General features: G+C 71.9%; 13 protein-coding genes. 8 read left to right on the forward strand and 5 right to left on the reverse strand.

The window, feature by feature from the left end; all coding sequences use genetic code 11:
• Window positions 1-40: 40 nt before the first annotated feature.
• From G9Q37_RS02265 to G9Q37_RS02300, 8 genes are all read left to right on the forward strand, one after another.
• Window positions 41-2,920 (forward strand): aconitate hydratase, encoded by a 2,880-nt coding sequence (locus G9Q37_RS02265; protein ID WP_166223983.1) that lies wholly within the window; start codon window positions 41-43, stop codon window positions 2,918-2,920.
• Window positions 2,921-2,973: 53 nt separating this feature from the next.
• Window positions 2,974-3,879: a S1C family serine protease gene (locus G9Q37_RS02270; protein ID WP_166223985.1), complete on the forward strand. Its 906-nt coding sequence runs from the start codon at window positions 2,974-2,976 to the stop codon at window positions 3,877-3,879.
• A 22-nt stretch (window positions 3,880-3,901) separates the two neighbouring features.
• Window positions 3,902-4,906: an AAA family ATPase gene (locus G9Q37_RS02275; RefSeq protein ID WP_166223988.1), complete on the forward strand. Its 1,005-nt coding sequence runs from the start codon at window positions 3,902-3,904 to the stop codon at window positions 4,904-4,906.
• Window positions 4,907-4,997: 91 nt separating this feature from the next.
• Window positions 4,998-6,038 (forward strand): DUF58 domain-containing protein, encoded by a 1,041-nt coding sequence (locus G9Q37_RS02280; protein ID WP_166223991.1) that lies wholly within the window; start codon window positions 4,998-5,000, stop codon window positions 6,036-6,038.
• Between the two features lie 14 nt (window positions 6,039-6,052).
• Window positions 6,053-7,105, forward strand: a complete 1,053-nt coding sequence (locus G9Q37_RS02285; protein WP_166230867.1) for a VWA domain-containing protein — start codon at window positions 6,053-6,055, stop codon at window positions 7,103-7,105.
• 39 nt (window positions 7,106-7,144) lie between these two features.
• Window positions 7,145-8,353 carry an FAD-dependent monooxygenase gene (locus tag G9Q37_RS02290; RefSeq protein ID WP_166223994.1) on the forward strand — a complete coding sequence of 403 codons (1,209 nt, stop codon included), beginning with the start codon at window positions 7,145-7,147 and terminating at the stop codon, window positions 8,351-8,353.
• A gap of 30 nt (window positions 8,354-8,383) precedes the next feature.
• Window positions 8,384-9,373 carry a Bug family tripartite tricarboxylate transporter substrate binding protein gene (locus tag G9Q37_RS02295; RefSeq protein WP_166223997.1) on the forward strand — a complete coding sequence of 330 codons (990 nt, stop codon included), beginning with the start codon at window positions 8,384-8,386 and terminating at the stop codon, window positions 9,371-9,373.
• Window positions 9,374-9,548: 175 nt separating this feature from the next.
• The gene (locus G9Q37_RS02300; RefSeq protein WP_166224000.1) at window positions 9,549-11,243 is read left to right on the forward strand and encodes a phage tail sheath family protein; all 1,695 of its coding nucleotides are present in this window, start codon (window positions 9,549-9,551) and stop codon (window positions 11,241-11,243) included.
• 3 nt (window positions 11,244-11,246) lie between these two features.
• Here the strand turns inward: G9Q37_RS02300 and kynA are convergent, their stop codons facing one another.
• From kynA to G9Q37_RS02325, 5 genes are all read right to left on the reverse strand, one after another.
• Complete coding sequence (gene kynA / locus G9Q37_RS02305; RefSeq protein ID WP_166224003.1) at window positions 11,247-12,095, reverse strand: tryptophan 2,3-dioxygenase; 849 nt, start codon at window positions 12,093-12,095, stop codon at window positions 11,247-11,249.
• 10 nt (window positions 12,096-12,105) lie between these two features.
• Window positions 12,106-13,380 carry a kynureninase gene (kynU, locus tag G9Q37_RS02310; protein ID WP_166224006.1) on the reverse strand — a complete coding sequence of 425 codons (1,275 nt, stop codon included), beginning with the start codon at window positions 13,378-13,380 and terminating at the stop codon, window positions 12,106-12,108.
• Between the two features lie 2 nt (window positions 13,381-13,382).
• A complete protein-coding gene (kynB, locus tag G9Q37_RS02315) occupies window positions 13,383-14,012 on the reverse strand; it encodes an arylformamidase (RefSeq protein WP_166224009.1) in 630 nt (209 codons plus the stop codon).
• 82 nt (window positions 14,013-14,094) lie between these two features.
• Window positions 14,095-14,409 carry a YkgJ family cysteine cluster protein gene (locus tag G9Q37_RS02320; RefSeq protein ID WP_166224012.1) on the reverse strand — a complete coding sequence of 105 codons (315 nt, stop codon included), beginning with the start codon at window positions 14,407-14,409 and terminating at the stop codon, window positions 14,095-14,097.
• Entirely contained in the window at window positions 14,406-15,335 is a 930-nt protein-coding gene (locus tag G9Q37_RS02325; protein WP_166224015.1) for a class I SAM-dependent methyltransferase, read from the reverse strand. Before G9Q37_RS02325 ends, G9Q37_RS02320 begins: the two co-directional genes overlap by 4 nt.
• Between the last annotated feature and the right edge of the window lie 30 nt (window positions 15,336-15,365).

The raw sequence follows: 15,365 nt of genomic DNA on the forward strand, positions 1-15,365 counted from the left end.
AATGGCCGCTCTGCGAACGATCTTCAGGAGAGACCCCCTCATGAACGCCCCCACGCGTTTCGCGCACCCCTTCGCCCACACGCTCAAGACCTTCAACCCGTCGGCCGGCAAGTCCGGCCGGCTGTATTCGCTGCCGGCGCTGGCGCGCGAATTTCCCAATGTGCAGCGACTGCCGCAGGCGATCCGCATCGTGCTCGAGAGCGTGCTGCGCCATTGCGACGGCGAGCGCGTGACGCGCGAGCACGTGCAGCAGCTCGCGAACTGGTGGCCCAATGCACCGCGCACCGACGAGATTCCCTTCACCGTGGCGCGCGTGGTGCTGCAGGACTTCACCGGCGTGCCGCTGCTGGCCGACCTGGCCGCCATGCGCAGCACGGCCGAACGCCTGGGCCAGGACCCGAAGAAGATCGAGCCGCTGGTGCCCGTCGATCTGGTGGTGGACCACTCGGTGATGGTGGACCACTACGGCACGAAGAACGCGCTTGACCTGAACATGAAGCTGGAGTTCCAGCGCAACCGCGAGCGCTATGGCTTCATGAAGTGGGGCATGCAGGCCTTCGACACCTTCGGTGTGGTGCCGCCGGGCTTCGGCATCGTGCACCAGGTGAACCTCGAGTACCTCGCGCGCGGCGTGCACATGAAGGGCGGGCTCTACTACCCCGACACGCTGGTGGGCACCGACAGCCACACCACCATGATCAACGGCATCGGCGTGGTGGGCTGGGGGGTGGGCGGCATCGAGGCCGAGGCCGCGATGCTGGGCCAGCCGGTGTACTTCCTCACGCCCGACGTGGTGGGCTTCGAGCTCACCGGGCGCCTGCGCGGCGGCGTCACGGCCACCGACCTGGTGCTCACGGTGACCGAGATCCTGCGCCAGCACAAGGTGGTGGGCAAGTTCGTTGAATTCTTCGGCGAGGGCACGGCCTCGCTCACGCTGCCCGACCGCGCCACCATCGCGAACATGGCGCCCGAGTACGGGGCCACCATGGGCTTCTTCCCGGTGGACGAAAAAACCATCGACTACTTCCGCGGCACGGGCCGCAGCAAGGCCGAGATCGAGGCCTTCGAGGCCTACTTCCGCGCCCAGGGCCTGTTCGGCGTGCCGCGCCGCGGCGACATCGATTATTCGCAGGTGGTCACGCTCGACCTGGGCAAGGTCACGCCCAGCCTGGCCGGCCCCAAGCGTCCGCAGGACCGCATCGAACTGGGCAAGGTGGCCGAGCAGTTCTGCACCCTGTTCAGCCTGCCCAGCGCGCAGAACGGCTTCAACCGCCCGGCCGAGCTGCTGCACACGCGCTACCTCGCCGAGCCCGAGGCGTCGCCACCGCCCACGCCCGAGGTCAAGCCCACGCCCGAGGGCGCGCCGCGCTACGAGGCCGAGATGGTGTCGAACCGGCCGGTGCGCGCCAAGGCCCCGGCCGCGCCCGCGCCCGAGACCCAGCTCACCATCGGCAACGGCGACGTGCTGATCGCGGCCATCACGAGCTGCACCAACACCAGTAACCCCGGTGTGCTGCTGGCCGCGGGTCTGCTGGCCAAGAAGGCGGTCGAGAAGGGGCTCAAGGTCAAGCCGCACATCAAGACCTCGCTCGCGCCGGGCTCGCGCATCGTCACCGAGTACCTGAGCAAGACCGGGCTGCTGCCCTACCTCGAGAAGCTGGGCTTCGCGCTCGCGGGCTACGGCTGCACCACCTGCATCGGCAACGCGGGCGACCTCGCGCCCGAGCTCAACGCGGTGATCGTCGAGAACGACCTGGTGTGTGCCGCGGTGCTCTCGGGCAACCGCAACTTCGAGGCCCGCATCCACCCCAACCTCAAGGCCAACTTCCTCGCGAGCCCGCCGCTGGTGGTGGCCTACGCCATCGCGGGCAACGTGATGATCGACCTCATGAGCCAGCCCGTGGGCCAGGGCAAGGGTGGCAAGCCCGTGTACCTGGGCGACATCTGGCCCAGCAGCGACGAGATCCACGCGCTCATGAAGAGCGCCATGAACGGCAAGGCCTACCGCGACAACTACGCGCTCGTGAAGAGCGAGCCCGGCGCGCTGTGGGAGGCCATTCCGGGCACGCGTGGCACCACCTACGACTGGCCGGCGAGCACCTACATCGCCGAGCCGCCGTTCTTCGAGGGCTTCACGCTGGCCGAACGCGAACAGGCGGCGCCGGTGGCGGTGAAGGGCGCGCGCATCATGGCGCTGTTCGGCGACTCGATCACCACCGACCACATCTCGCCCGCGGGCAACATCAAGGCCAGTTCGCCGGCCGGGCAGTGGCTGCAGGCGCAGCGCGTGCTGCCGGCCGACTTCAACAGCTATGGCGCGCGCCGCGGCCACCACGAGGTGATGATGCGCGGCACCTTCGCGAACGTGCGCATCAAGAACCTCATGATCCCGGCCCGGCCGGACGGTTCGCGCGAGGAGGGCGGCGTCACGCTGCACCAGCCCACGCCCGCGGCCCGGGCCACCGGCGCGCGGCCCGAGAAGCTGCCGATCTACGACGCCGCCATGCGCTACATCGCCGAGGGCGTGCCCACGGTGATCTTCGCGGGCGAGGAGTACGGCACCGGATCGAGCCGCGACTGGGCCGCCAAGGGCACGCAGCTGCTGGGCATCAAGGCCGTGATCGCGCGCAGCTTCGAGCGCATCCACCGCAGCAACCTCGTGGGCATGGGCGTGCTGCCGCTGCAGTTCAAGCCCGGCGACTCGTGGGAGTCGCTGGGCCTGCGCGGCGACGAGACGGTGGAGGTGCTGCCCGACCCCGGGCTGCGGCCGCAGAGCGAGGCCCGGCTGGTGATCACCAGCGCCGACGGCCAGCGGCGCGAGGTCGCGGTCACGCTGCGCATCGACACCCCGGTCGAGGTCGACTACTACCGGGCCGGCGGCATTCTCCCGTACGTCCTGCGGCAATTGTTGACCGCTTGAGCCGGTTGCTGCATCCCGGCATCATGTGACCCACGGGTTCTTCGGGGGTCGCCATGCGCCAGTCAGCGAAGTACAGCCCGTCGCGACGCCCCGCCGCCCCCGAGGTGGCCGGGCCGGCGGCGGACGAGGGCATCAGCCAGGTTCGACAGCCAGGGCGCCTGCGCGCGGCGCTGGCGCGGCAGCTCTCGCAGCAGCGGCTGCTGTGGCTGGCCGTGGGCCTGCTCTCGGTGGCGCTCATCGCCACCATCTGGCAGCAGCGCAACGGCCCCGCGCCGCTCACGCAGAAGGCGATCGACGCCGCCGTGCTGCGCACGCTCACCACCCAGGTGATGCCCTCGCCCACGGCGCGCGCGGCCGAGAAGATCCGCCCCTCGGTGGTGCGCGTGCTCTCCTACAACCGCGACAAGGACGGCAAGGAGGACGAGTCGGGCGTGGGCACGGGTGTGGTGATCGTCGACAAGGGCGTGATCCTCACCAACCTGCACGTGGTGCAGGGTGCCGACCGGCTCAAGATCACCTTCGCCGACGGCACCGAGTCGGGCGCCAGCGTCACGGGCGCGCAGCCCGAGAACGACCTCGCCGTGCTGCAGGCCCACACCATTCCCGACGACCTCTCGGCCGCCACCATGCGCTCCACGGCCGACCTCGTGGCGGGCGACGGCGTGGTGGCCGTGGGCTTTCCCTTCGGCATCGGCCCCTCGGTGTCGGCCGGCGTGATCTCGGGCTTCAAACGCGAGTTCAAGTCGCCCGAAGGCAAGCAGGTCATCGGCAACCTGATCCAGTTCGACGCCGCCGCCAACCCGGGCAATTCGGGCGGGCCGCTGGTCACCATGGACGGTGAGGTGGTCGGCATCGTCACCGGCATCCTCAATCCCACCAGCGCGCGCACCTTCGTGGGCATCGGTTTTGCCGTGCCCATCGAAAGCGCCGCGTCCGCCGCGGGGCTGCCCCCGTTCTGACATCCCCCCACCGGAGCGCTGCATGAGCGACACACCCAACGCCCCCGAAACCGCCCAGCTCATGGAGCAGATCCTCTACGAGGTCAAGCGCATGGTGGTCGGGCAGGACCGCTTCCTCGAACGCGTGATGGTCGCGCTGCTGGCCCAGGGTCACCTGCTGGTCGAAGGCGTACCGGGCCTGGCCAAGACGCTCACCGTCAAGAGCCTGGCCGACGTGGTGCGCGGCCGCTTCAAACGCATCCAGTTCACGCCCGACCTCGTGCCCGCCGACCTCGTGGGCACGCGCATCTACAACCAGAAGACCGGCGACTTCAGCACCTCGCTGGGCCCGGTGTTCGCCAACCTGCTGCTGGCCGACGAGATCAACCGCGCGCCCGCCAAGGTGCAGAGCGCGCTGCTCGAGGTGATGCAGGAGCGCCAGGTGACGATCGCGGGCGAGACGCACAAGGTGCCGCGGCCCTTCCTCGTGATGGCCACGCAGAACCCGATCGAGACCGAGGGCACCTACCCGCTGCCCGAGGCCCAGGTCGACCGCTTCATGATGAAGGTGATCGTCGACTACCCGACCGACGACGAGGAGTACGTGATCGTCGAGCGCGTCACCGGCCCCGCGATCACCCTCAACCCCGTGGCCACCACCGAGCAGCTTGCGGCCCTGCAGGCCCAGTGCCGCGAGGTCTACGTGGACCCGTCGCTGGTGCAGTACGCGGTGAAGCTGGTGTCGGCCACGCGCACGCCCGACAAGCACGGCTTGAAGGACATGGGCCGGCTCATCACCTTCGGCGCCAGCCCGCGCGCCACCATCGGCCTGGTCGAAGGCGCGCGCGCGCTCGCCATGCTGCGCGGCCGCAGCTACGCGCTGCCCGAGGACATGGTCGATCTGGTGCCCGACGTGCTGCGCCACCGGGTGGTGCTCTCGTACGAAGGCCTGTCCGAAGGCCTCACGAGCGACGCGCTGATCGCGCGCATCATGAAGCACATCCCTGCGCCGGCCCGTCCGCTGGAAGCCGACAGCAAACGCGCCTGAGCATGAGCCCCCACGCTCCGCACTTCGTGTCGTCGCTGCCCCCCGGGGGGGCGCAGGCCTCCCTTGGGGCGGCCCGGCGGGAGGCCTGACCATGTTCGCCCGCCTGTTCGGCTCCCGCGCTCCGGCCAGCGCCGCACCGGCCGCCCCTGCGCCCGCGGTGCAGCGCGCCGAGGCGCTGCTGCGCCACCTCGAATGGACCGTGATGCGCCGGCTCGACGGCCTGCTGCAGGGCGACCACCGCACGCTCATGCGCGGCACCGGGCTCGACCTGGCCGACCTGCGCGAGTACCAGCTGCACGACGACGTGCGCCACATCGACTGGAACGTGACCGCGCGGCTGCAGCAGCCGCACGTGCGCGTGTTCACCGAAGACCGCGAGATGGCGGCCTGGTTCCTGCTCGACCTCAGCCCCTCGGTCAACTTCGGCTCGGGCGAGCAGCGCAAGAGCGAGGTGCTGTTGCAGTTCACCGCCGTGCTCGCGCGGCTGATCTCGCGCCACGGCAACCGCGTGGGCGCCATGGTGTATGGCCAGCAGGGCCAGGCGCGTGTGAACGCCGTGCTGCCCGCGCGTGGCGGCCGGCTGCACGTGCTGCAGCTCATGCAGCTGCTGATGCAGCCCGCCTCGCCCGCGGCGCACAAGCCCAGCGGCGAAGACGCCACGCGGCTGGGCGACCTGCTGCGCGGGGCCGCACTCAGCGTGCGCCAGCGCAGCACCGTGTTCGTGGTGTCCGACTTCATCAGCCAGCCCGGCTGGGAGCAGCCGCTGGGCGAGCTCGCGCGCCGCCACGACGTGGTGGCCGTGCGCCTGGTCGATCCGCTCGAACTCGAACTGCCCGACCTCGGCCTGATCCCGATCCGCGACGCCGAGACCGGCGAGCAGCTGATGGTGGACACGCACGACAAGGGCTTTCGCCAGCGCTTCGCGCGCATCGCGGCGCAGCGCGAGGCCCAGCTGCGCGAGGGCCTGGCGCGCGCCGGCGTGGACACGCTCGAGCTCGGCACCGACGACGACCTCGCCGACACCGTGCTGCGCTTCGTGGACATGCGCCACCAGCGCGTGCGCTTGAACCCGGGTGCGCGGCCCGTGCCCACGCAACTGCCGCGGCGCCAACGTGAAGGAGTCCGTGCATGAACAACCTGCCGCCCGTGAGCTTTCTGTGGCCGCAGTTCCTGTGGCTGCTGCTGGCGCTGCCGCTGCTGGTGCTGCTGTACTGGTGGCTGCAGCGCCGGCGCAAGCAGACCGCGCTGCGCTACGCCAACCTGTCCATCGTGCGCGAGGCCATGGGCCGTGGCCCGGGCTGGCGTCGCCACCTGCCGCCCTTGCTGTTCCTGCTGGCCATCGCGGCCATGCTGCTGGCGGCCGCGCGGCCCATGGCGTCGATCACGTTGCCGTCCACGCAGCAGACCATCATCCTGGCCATGGACGTGTCGGGCAGCATGCGCGCCGAAGACGTGCAGCCCAACCGCCTGGTGGCCTCGCAGAACGCGGCCAAGGCCTTTCTGGCCGATCTGCCGCGCCACGTGAAGGTGGGCATCGTGGCCTTCGCGGGCTCGGCCCAGGTGGTGCAGCCGGTCACCCTCAGCCGCGAAGACCTCAACGCCGCGATCGACAAGTTCCAGCTGCAGCGCGCCACCGCCATCGGCAGCGCCATCGTGGTCTCGCTGTCCGAGCTGTTCCCGCAGCAGCGCATCAGCCTCACCGACCTCACCTACAGCCGCAACACCGACCCGTTCGCGCCGCGCGGCCGCTCGCTCGACCAGCCGCGCGGCGAAGAAAAACCCTTCCAGCCCGTGGAGCCCGGCAGCTACAACTCGGCGGCCATCATCCTGCTCACCGACGGCCAGCGCACCACCGGCGTGGACACCGCCGAAGCCGCCAAGATGGCGGCCGAGCGCGGCGTGCGCGTGTACACCGTGGGCGTGGGCACGGTCGAGGGCGAGGTGATCGGCTTCGAAGGCTGGTCCATGCGCGTGCGGCTCGACGAGGACACGCTCAAGGACGTGGCCCGCACCACGCGCGGCGAGTACTTCTACGCCGGCACGGCCGAGAACCTCAAGCAGGTCTACCAGTCGCTGAGCACCCGGCTCACGGTCGAGAAGAAGGAAACCGAGGTCGCGGGCCTGCTCGCGCTCGTGGCCTCGGTGCTCGCGCTGGCGGCCGCCACCCTGTCGTTGCTCTGGTTCAACCGCATCCTTTGAGCCGATTCGTGCGCCGCGCCGCTTGAGCACAATCGGCGCATGGAAACCAGTGTGATCGTGGCCGGTGGCGGCATCGGCGGTCTCGCGGCGGCCCTGGCGCTGTCGCGTGCGGGCGTGTCGCCCACCCTGCTCGAACAGGCCGAGGCCTTCGGCGAGGTGGGCGCGGGCCTGCAGCTCGGGCCCAACGCCGTGCGCGTGCTGGCCGACTGGGGCCTGCGCGCCGCGCTCGACGCGGTGGCCGCGTACCCCGACGAGCTGCGTGTGCGCGACGCGGGCCGGGGCCGCGCGCTCGGCGGCCTGCGCCTGGGCCACGCCTTCGCCGAGCGCTACGGCCGACCCTACGCCAGCCTGCACCGCGCCGACCTGCACGCCCTGTTGCTGCAGGCGCTGCGCTCGCAGACCGGTGCGCGCCTGCACCTGGGCAGCCGTCTGGTGTCGGTGGCCGAGCAGGGCGACACGGTGCGCCTCGAACGGGCCGACGGCAGTGCCCTCGAGACGCCGGCCCTGATCGGCTGTGACGGCCTCTGGAGCCGCGTGCGCTCGGCCGTGACCGGCGATGCGCCCCCGCGCCCCACGGGCCACCTCGCCTACCGCGGCCTGATCGCCGCGGCCGACCTGCCAGCGCCCCTGCGCGCGGCGCGCGTGTCGGTGTGGCTGGGCCCGCGCCTGCACGTGGTGCACTACCCGGTGCGCCGCGGCGAGGCCTTCAACCTGGTGGCCGTGGTGCACGGCGCGGCCGAGGGCGGGCCGCGCGATGCGCGCAGCTGGTCCGAGCCCGCCACGCTGGCCGAGCTGCAGGCCGCGCTGGGCCCGGTGCACGCCGAGCTCGCGGCCTGGCTGCATGCGGTGCCCGCATGGACCCGCTGGGTGCTGCACGACCGCGAACCGCTGGCGGGGCCGCAGGCCATGGCGCGCGGCCGCATAGCCCTGCTCGGCGACGCCGCCCACCCCATGCGGCCCTACCTCGCGCAGGGCGCGGCCATGGCGCTCGAAGACGCCTGGACGCTGGGCCGGCTGCTGCAGGGGCGCGCCTCGCCCGACTGGGCCTCGCACTTCGCGCGCTACGCGGCGCTGCGCTGGGCGCGCAACGCCCGCGTGCAGCGGCGCTCGCGCCGCAATGGCGGCATTTTTCACGCGCAGGGCCCGCTGCGCTGGGCGCGCGACGCGGCCATGGCCGTGCTCGGTGAGCGCCTGTTGGACAATGCCTGGCTGTACAACGGTCCCGCCGCGCCGGAGCGCGCGCGCTGACGGTCCCCTTTCCCTGCCCCGGAGACACCCATGAGCCTGCCCCCCGTCAACCGCCGCCATGTCCTGGCCACCGGCGCCGCCCTGGCCGCCGCCAGCGCCCTGCCCATGGCGCATGCGCAAGCCACGGCCTGGCCCAACCGGCCGCTCAAGATCGTGGTCGGCTTTCCGGGCGGCTCCTCGCCCGACCTCATGGCCCGCACCATCGCCGAGCCGCTGCAGCAGGCCCTGGGCCAGCCCGTGGTGATCGACAACCGGCCCGGCGCGGGCGGCAACATCGGCGCGGCCCTGGTGGCGCGCGCCGACGACGACCACACCATCGGGCTGATGATCAACGGCAACATGACGATCGCCAAGATCCTCAACCCCGCCGCCACCTACGACCCCCTGACCGATCTCACGCCGGTGTCGCTGCTCGCGGTGGCGCCGCTGGTGCTGGCCGGTGCGCCCGGCACGCCCGCCGATCCGCGCGCCTTCCTGCAGGCCGCGCGCACGAACGGCGACAAGTGGAACTACGGCACGCCCGGCGTGGGCACCGTGGCCCACCTGGGCATGGAACTGCTCAAGTCGCGCGCGGGCCTGGGCGCGGTGCACGTGCCGTACCCGGGCAACCCGCAGGTCATCACCGGCATGATCGGCGGCCAGATCCAGATGGCGCTGCTGCCGCCGGGCCTGGCGATGCCGCAGATCAAGGCCGGCAAGCTGCACGCCGTGGGCGTGACCTCGGCGGGCCGCAGCGCCGTGGTGCCCGAGGTGCCCAGCCTGGCCGAGGCCGGCCTCAAGGACTTCCAGCTCGAGATCTGGAACGCCGTGGCCGCGCCCAACAGCCTGCCCAAGGCGCACGTGAACCGGCTGGCCGCGCTGCTCGCCGACATCGTGCGCCGCCCCGAGGTGCGCGAGAAGATCCTCAACCAGGGCTGGGCCGTGGCCGGCACCTCGGCCGAGGGCCTGGCGCGCCGCATCAAGGCCGACACCGACACCATGGCCGCGGTCATCCGGCGCAACAACATCCGCCCGAACTGAAGCGCGGGCACGCGCGCCCGTGCCTCCCCCAGCTGAGTGATGGGTGGTGGCGGGCGCGCGCCGGAAAGCGACTAAGCTGCCCGCCTTGGTGGGGGAGGCGGTGGGCCGCCGGCGCCCGGCCTGTCGGCCGGCCCGGGCAGGCGCCGGTGGCGCCCCGCCCAGGGAGAAACAGCGCATGCCCGATCACCTCGCGCCCGGCGTCGCCATCGAAGCGCGCCCCCACCGCGCGCCCCCCATCGCCGCGGCCGGCACCGGCACCGCGGCCTTCGTGGGCCCCACCAGCACCGGGCCCTGCCGCGAGGGCGATGGCCCTGGCGAAGCCCTCGAACTGCTCACCAGCCTGGCCGATTACGAACGCGTGCACGGCGGCCTGGCCGACCTCGCACTCGGGCCCGGTGTGCCGGCCACGAACCACCTGGCGCACGCGGTGCGCGCCTTCTTCAACGAAGGCGGCACGCGCCTGTACGTGTCGCGTGTGGTGGGCGCGGGGGCGGCCCGCGCCGAGGCGCGGGTGTCGGTCGAGCCGCCGCTGCGCTGGCGCGCGCGCTGGCCCGGGGCGGCGGGCAATGGCCGTGTGCACGTGCGCGAACTGCGTCGGGCCGCCTCGCCCGAGGCACTGGCGCAGGCGCCGCTGGGCAGCGTGCTGTGCCTGCCCGACGCGGTGCTGTGCGTGAAGCGCGGCGATGGCTGGGGCGCGCCCGGCCAGCCCGCGATGCCCGTGCGGTCTGCGCGCGAACTGGCCGACGCCGGCGCCTGCCTGCTCACGCTGGCGGTGAGTTGCACCGACCGCGACGGCCACACCCGCCGCGACGAGGGCCTGGGCCTGTCACCCGAGCACCCGCGCTGGATCGGCAGCGCGCTGCGCGGCCCGGTGGCGCTGGAGGCGCCGCGCACGCTGCCGCCGGCCATGCTGCGGGCCTTGCTGCTGCAGGGCCTGAGCGAGTGCGAATGGCGGCTGGCCGGCGGCAGCGACGGCGGCGAACCCACGCCGGCCGATTACCGGCGGGCGCTCGAAGCCGTGGCCGCGCTCGACGACGTGTCCATCGTGGCCGCGCCGGGCAGCAGTGCCTACGCCACGGCCGACCCCGAGGCGCCCCTGGCCATTGCGGCCGCGCTGGTGGCGCATGCCGAGGCCTGGCGGGCCTGGCGCGTGGCCCTGCTCGACACGCCCCCCGACCTGACACCGGCGCAGGCGCGCCAGCACCGCCGTCGCTTCGACTCCAGCCATGCCGCGATGTACTACCCGTGGGTGGTCGCGGCCCGGCCGCTGGCCGCGGGCGCTGCGCCCGGCTCGTCGGGCGAGGTGGTGCTGCCGCCGTCGGGTTTCGTGGCCGGCGTCTGGGCGCGTTGTGATGCGCAGCACGGCGTGCACCGCGCACCCGCCAATGAAGTGGTGCGCGGGGCGCTGCGCTTCGTCCATCCGATCAGCACGGCGGAGCAGGAGCTGCTTGGCCCCCTGGGGCTGAACTGCCTGCGCAGCTTCAGCGACCGCGGCCACCGTGTGTGGGGCGCTCGCCTGCTCTCGAGCGATCTGCAATGGAAGTACGTCGCGCCGCGCCGCAGCTTCCTCGCCATCGAGGCCTCGATCGTGCGCGGCGTGCGCTGGGCCGCGTTCGAACCCAACGGCGAGGCACTGTGGACGCGGCTGCGCCAGGGCATCGCCGACTTCCTGCACGCGCGCTGGCGCGAGGGCGCGCTGCAGGGAACGGGCGCCGAGCAGGCCTTCTTCGTGCGCTGCGACCGCAGCACCATGGGCGAGCACGACCTGGCCGAAGGCCGCGTGGTCGTGCTGGTGGGCGTGGCCCTGCTCAGGCCCTTCGAGTTCGTGGTGTTTCGCGTGGCCCAGGACACGGCCCGCACGAACGCCTGAAGCTCAGAGCGCCGTGCGCAGGCGCCAGATCTCCGGGAACAGCACCACGTCGAGCATCTTGCGCAGGTAGCTCACGCCGCCGGTGCCGCCGGTGCCGCGCTTGAAACCGATCACGCGCTCGACCGTGGTGACGTGGCGGAAGCGCCAGAGGCGGAAGGTGTCTTCGAGGTCGGTGAGTTCTTCGCCGAGTTGGTACAGGTCCCAGTGCGCCTGCGGGTCGCGGTAGACCTGCAGCCAGGCCTGCTCCACCGCGTCGCTCGCCTCGTAGGGCCGGGTCCAGTCGCGCTCGGTGTGGCTGGCGGGCACGGGCAGGCCGCGGCGCGCGAGCAGGCGCAGGGCCTCGTCGTAGAGCGAAGGCGCTTCATAGGCCGCCCGCACCGTGGCCGCGCGATCGGGGTGGTGGGCGTGCGGCTGCAGCATGGCCGCGTTCTTGTTGCCCATGGCGAACTCGATGCAGCGGTATTGGTGGCTCTGGAAGCCGCTGGACTTTGCGAGGTAGGGCCGCAGCGCGCTGTACTCGGGCGGCGTCATGGTGGCCAGCACGTCCCAGGCGTGCACCAGCTGCTCCATGATGCGGCTCACGCGCGCGAGCATCTTGAACGCGGGCGCGAGCTCGTCGCGCGCGATGTGGGCCATGGCCGCGTGCAGCTCGTGCAGCATGAGCTTCATCCAGAGCTCGCTGGTCTGGTGCTGCACGATGAACAGCATCTCGTCGTGCGCGGGCGACAGCGGCTTTTGCGCGCTCAGGATCGCGTCGAGCTGCAGGTAGTCGCCATAGCTCATGTCGCGGCTGAAGTCGAGCTGGGCGCGCTCCTCGCGCACCACGTCTTCGGGGCGTTGCGTCTCGCTCATGGCGCGGTCCTCAGGTCACCGCGTGCTGGCGGTTGAACTCGGGGCGGCGCCACTCGCCGCTCTCGAGCACCTGGCGCAGGTGCTCGACCGCGTGCCACACGTCTTCGAAGCCCAGGTACAGGGGCGTGAAGCCGAAGCGCAGGATGTCGGGATGGCCCGCGCCGTCGCCCGCGCGGTAGTCGCCGATCACGCCGCGCGCGATCAGGGCCTGCACGATGGCGTAGGCGCCTTCGCTGCGCGAGAGGCAGACCTGCGAGCCGCGCTGACCGTGCTCGCGCGGCGTCACCAGTTGCAGACCATGGCCCGCGCAGCGTTCTTCGACAAGCGCGATGAACAGGTCGGTGAGCGCGAGCGACTTGCGACGCAGCGCGGCCATGCCGCCGTGCGGCTCGGCCGCCAGCACCGTGGCCACGCCGCACTCGAGCGCGGCCAGGCTGATCATGGGCTGTGTGCCGCACTGGTAGCGCACGATGCCCGGCGCGGGCTGGTAGTCGGGCGTGAAGGCGAAGGGCTTGTCGTGGCCCCACCAGCCCGCGAGCGGCTGCCAGCATTGGTCGGCGTGGCGCGGGTTCACCCACACGAAGGCCGGCGCGCCCGGACCGCCGTTGAGGTACTTGTAGCCGCAGCCCACGGCGAAGTCGGCATCGGCGCCCGTGAGGTCCACCGGCACCGCGCCCGCGCTGTGCGCGAGGTCCCACACCACGAGCACGCCGGCGTCGTGCGCGGCCTGGGTCACCGCGGCCATGTCGTGCATGGCGCCGGTGCGGTAGTTCACGTGCGTGAGCATGAGGATGGCGAGCTTCTCGTCCTTCAGGGCCTCGGCGATCTCGTGCGGCTCCACCAGCACCAGCTCCCAGCCCTTGTCCTTGCACAGGGCCTCGGCGATGTAGAGGTCGGTGGGGAAGTTGCTGCGCTCGCTCACGATGCGCCAGCGCCCCGGGCTGCGCTGCGCGCTGATGCGCAGCGCCGCGCTCAGCACCTTGAACAGGTTGATGCTGGTGCTGTCGGTGGCGATGGTGGTGCCCGGCGCGGCGCCGATCAGGCGCGCGATCTGGTCGCCCACGGTGCGCGGCTTTTCGAACCAGCCCGCGCTGTTCCAGCTGCGGATCAGGTCGCGGCCCCATTCCTGCGTGACCACCTCGGCCACGCGCGCCGCGGTGGCGCGCGGCAGGGCGCCGAGCGAGTTGCCGTCGAGGTAGATCGTGCCGTCGGCGATCTCGAACAGGTCGCGCAGGGCGCGCAGGGGGTCTTGCGCGTCGAGCGCGCGGCAGTCTTGCAGGTTCATGGTCAGGGCAGTGATCGCAGCACCGCGCGCACGGGGGAGGCGTCGGCGGTGGTGAGCTTCAGGGGGAGGGCGATGAGTTCGTAGTCGCCTTCGGGCACATCGTCGAGCAGCAGGTTCTCGAGCACGCGCAGGCCGCGGCGGCGGATCACCTGGTGGCTGTCGAGCGTCTTGCTGCTCGCGGGATCGATGCTGGCGCTGTCGATGCCGATCAGGCGCACGCCCCGGTCGGCGAGTTGTTCGACGGTGTGCGGGGCGAAGGCGGGCAGCTCGTGGTCGAAGGCCTGCTGCGGCATGCGCGCATAGGTGCGCACCAGCACGCGCGGGGGCAAGCCGTCGAGCGCATGCGCGAGGTGCTCGGGCAGCACCAGCGGGCCGCGGCCGATGGCATGGATCACGCGGCAGGGACCGATGAAGGTCTCGAGCGGCACCTCGCCGATCGGCAGGCCGTTGGGGTCGTAGTGCAGGGGAGCGTCGGCGTGCGCGCCCACGTGCGGCGAGAGCGTGATGGCGCTGACGTTGACGGGGCAGCCCGGGCCGATGCTGGCGACCCATTGCTGCGTGTACGCGGTGTCACCGGGAAAGACCGGCGCGCCCGCGTGAACCGGGGGGGAAATGTCCCAAAGCGTTTTCATGGAGCGGCGAAAGTAGCACCGCGAAAAACGCCGTGGTGTCGGTTATTGCCAACAGCCGATGAAAAACTTGAGGCCTGAACGATCAGCCGGATTCACCCAGCGGCGGCAGGTGGTGGCGGGCACGCGCGCGGCCGCAGGCCTCGCTGCCTTCTTCGAACTCGCGGCAGGGTGAGGGCCGCCATTCGTAGATGCCGCAGCCCACCTTCTCGCCGAGCTTGCCGGTGAGCGCGGCGCAGCGGATGGGCACGTGGTCGGTGCCGCGCATGCGCATGGTGCTGCCGTTGACCTCGACCGCGAGGCCCGTGGGCACCTGGCCGCCCATGTCTTCCATTTCGTAGACCGCAAAGTCGACCCGAAAGCAGGCGCAGCACGCGCCGCAGGTGGTGCAGGCGCTCATGCGGCCTCCGTTTCCAAGGCTGGCGCGCGGTAGACCAGCACCTTGAGCGCGCGCTCGGGCGCGGCGTCGGCGAAGGCCTCGGGGTTGGCCAGGCGCTGTTCGAAGACCAGCTCGGGCGCGGCCTCGCGCACCAGGTCTTGCAGAAAGCCGGGGCCCAGCTCGGGCGCGTTCAGGCACAGCAGCGCCTGGCCGCCGGGAACCAACAGCTCGGGCAGGCGGCGCACCAGGCGCGCGTAGTCCTTGGTGGCCACGAAGCTGCCCTTCTGGTAGCTCGGCGGGTCCACGATCACCAGGCCGTAGGGCCCGCTGCGCGTGATGCGGCCCCAGGTCTTGAAGATGTCGTGCGCGAGAAAGCCCGCGCCCGCGGTCAGCCCGTTGAGCGCGTGGTTCTGCTGCCCGATGGCCATGGCGCCGCCGCTCATGTCGATGTTGAGCACCTGCTTGGCGCCGCCCTGCAGCGCCACCACCGAGAACGCGCCGGTGTAGGCGAACAGGTTGAGCACCTTGCGGCCGCGCGCGTGCTCACGCACCCACTGGCGGCCTTCGGCCATGTCGAGGAACAGGCCGTGGTTCTGGCCGCGCATCACGTGCACGCGGTAGCGCGCGCCGCGTTCGCTCACCACGTGCGGTTCGGGCACTTCGCCCGCCATCAGACGCGTGTCGGGCCGGCCTTCGTGGCGGCACTGGAAGACCCAGTTGAGCGGCTCGCCGGGGGCGATGTCGGCCCAGCGGCGGGCGAGGGCCTCGTGCACCGCGGCCAGGTCCGCATCGGGCACGGGCTGGAAGCTGGTCAGCACGAACACCGGCGGAAAGGCGTCGAGCGCCCAGTGCTCGCAGCCCGGGTGCAGGCCGCCGCGGCCATGGAAGATCCGCCGGGCGTCGGTGGGCCGGTCCATCCGGGCGATGGCGTCGAGCAGGGCTTGCATGGGTCGGGGCCGGCGGGCGCGCCGGCCAGG

It is taken from the genome of Hydrogenophaga crocea (assembly GCF_011388215.1).
Lineage (GTDB): Bacteria > Pseudomonadota > Gammaproteobacteria > Burkholderiales > Burkholderiaceae_C > Hydrogenophaga > Hydrogenophaga crocea.

What these genes read in the sequence shown, in the direction of transcription:
- G9Q37_RS02265 (WP_166223983.1), top strand. Translation starts at nt 41, where the DNA reads ATGAACGCCCCCACGCGTTTCGCGCACCCCTTCGCCCACACGCTCAAG.
- G9Q37_RS02270 (WP_166223985.1), top strand. Translation starts at nt 2,974, where the DNA reads ATGCGCCAGTCAGCGAAGTACAGCCCGTCGCGACGCCCCGCCGCCCCC.
- G9Q37_RS02275 (WP_166223988.1), top strand. Translation starts at nt 3,902, where the DNA reads ATGAGCGACACACCCAACGCCCCCGAAACCGCCCAGCTCATGGAGCAG.
- G9Q37_RS02280 (WP_166223991.1), top strand. Translation starts at nt 4,998, where the DNA reads ATGTTCGCCCGCCTGTTCGGCTCCCGCGCTCCGGCCAGCGCCGCACCG.
- G9Q37_RS02290 (WP_166223994.1), top strand. Translation starts at nt 7,145, where the DNA reads ATGGAAACCAGTGTGATCGTGGCCGGTGGCGGCATCGGCGGTCTCGCG.
- G9Q37_RS02295 (WP_166223997.1), top strand. Translation starts at nt 8,384, where the DNA reads ATGAGCCTGCCCCCCGTCAACCGCCGCCATGTCCTGGCCACCGGCGCC.
- G9Q37_RS02300 (WP_166224000.1), top strand. Translation starts at nt 9,549, where the DNA reads ATGCCCGATCACCTCGCGCCCGGCGTCGCCATCGAAGCGCGCCCCCAC.
- kynA (WP_166224003.1), bottom strand. Translation starts at nt 12,095, where the DNA reads ATGAGCGAGACGCAACGCCCCGAAGACGTGGTGCGCGAGGAGCGCGCC.
- kynU (WP_166224006.1), bottom strand. Translation starts at nt 13,380, where the DNA reads ATGAACCTGCAAGACTGCCGCGCGCTCGACGCGCAAGACCCCCTGCGC.
- kynB (WP_166224009.1), bottom strand. Translation starts at nt 14,012, where the DNA reads ATGAAAACGCTTTGGGACATTTCCCCCCCGGTTCACGCGGGCGCGCCG.
- G9Q37_RS02320 (WP_166224012.1), bottom strand. Translation starts at nt 14,409, where the DNA reads ATGAGCGCCTGCACCACCTGCGGCGCGTGCTGCGCCTGCTTTCGGGTC.
- G9Q37_RS02325 (WP_166224015.1), bottom strand. Translation starts at nt 15,335, where the DNA reads ATGCAAGCCCTGCTCGACGCCATCGCCCGGATGGACCGGCCCACCGAC.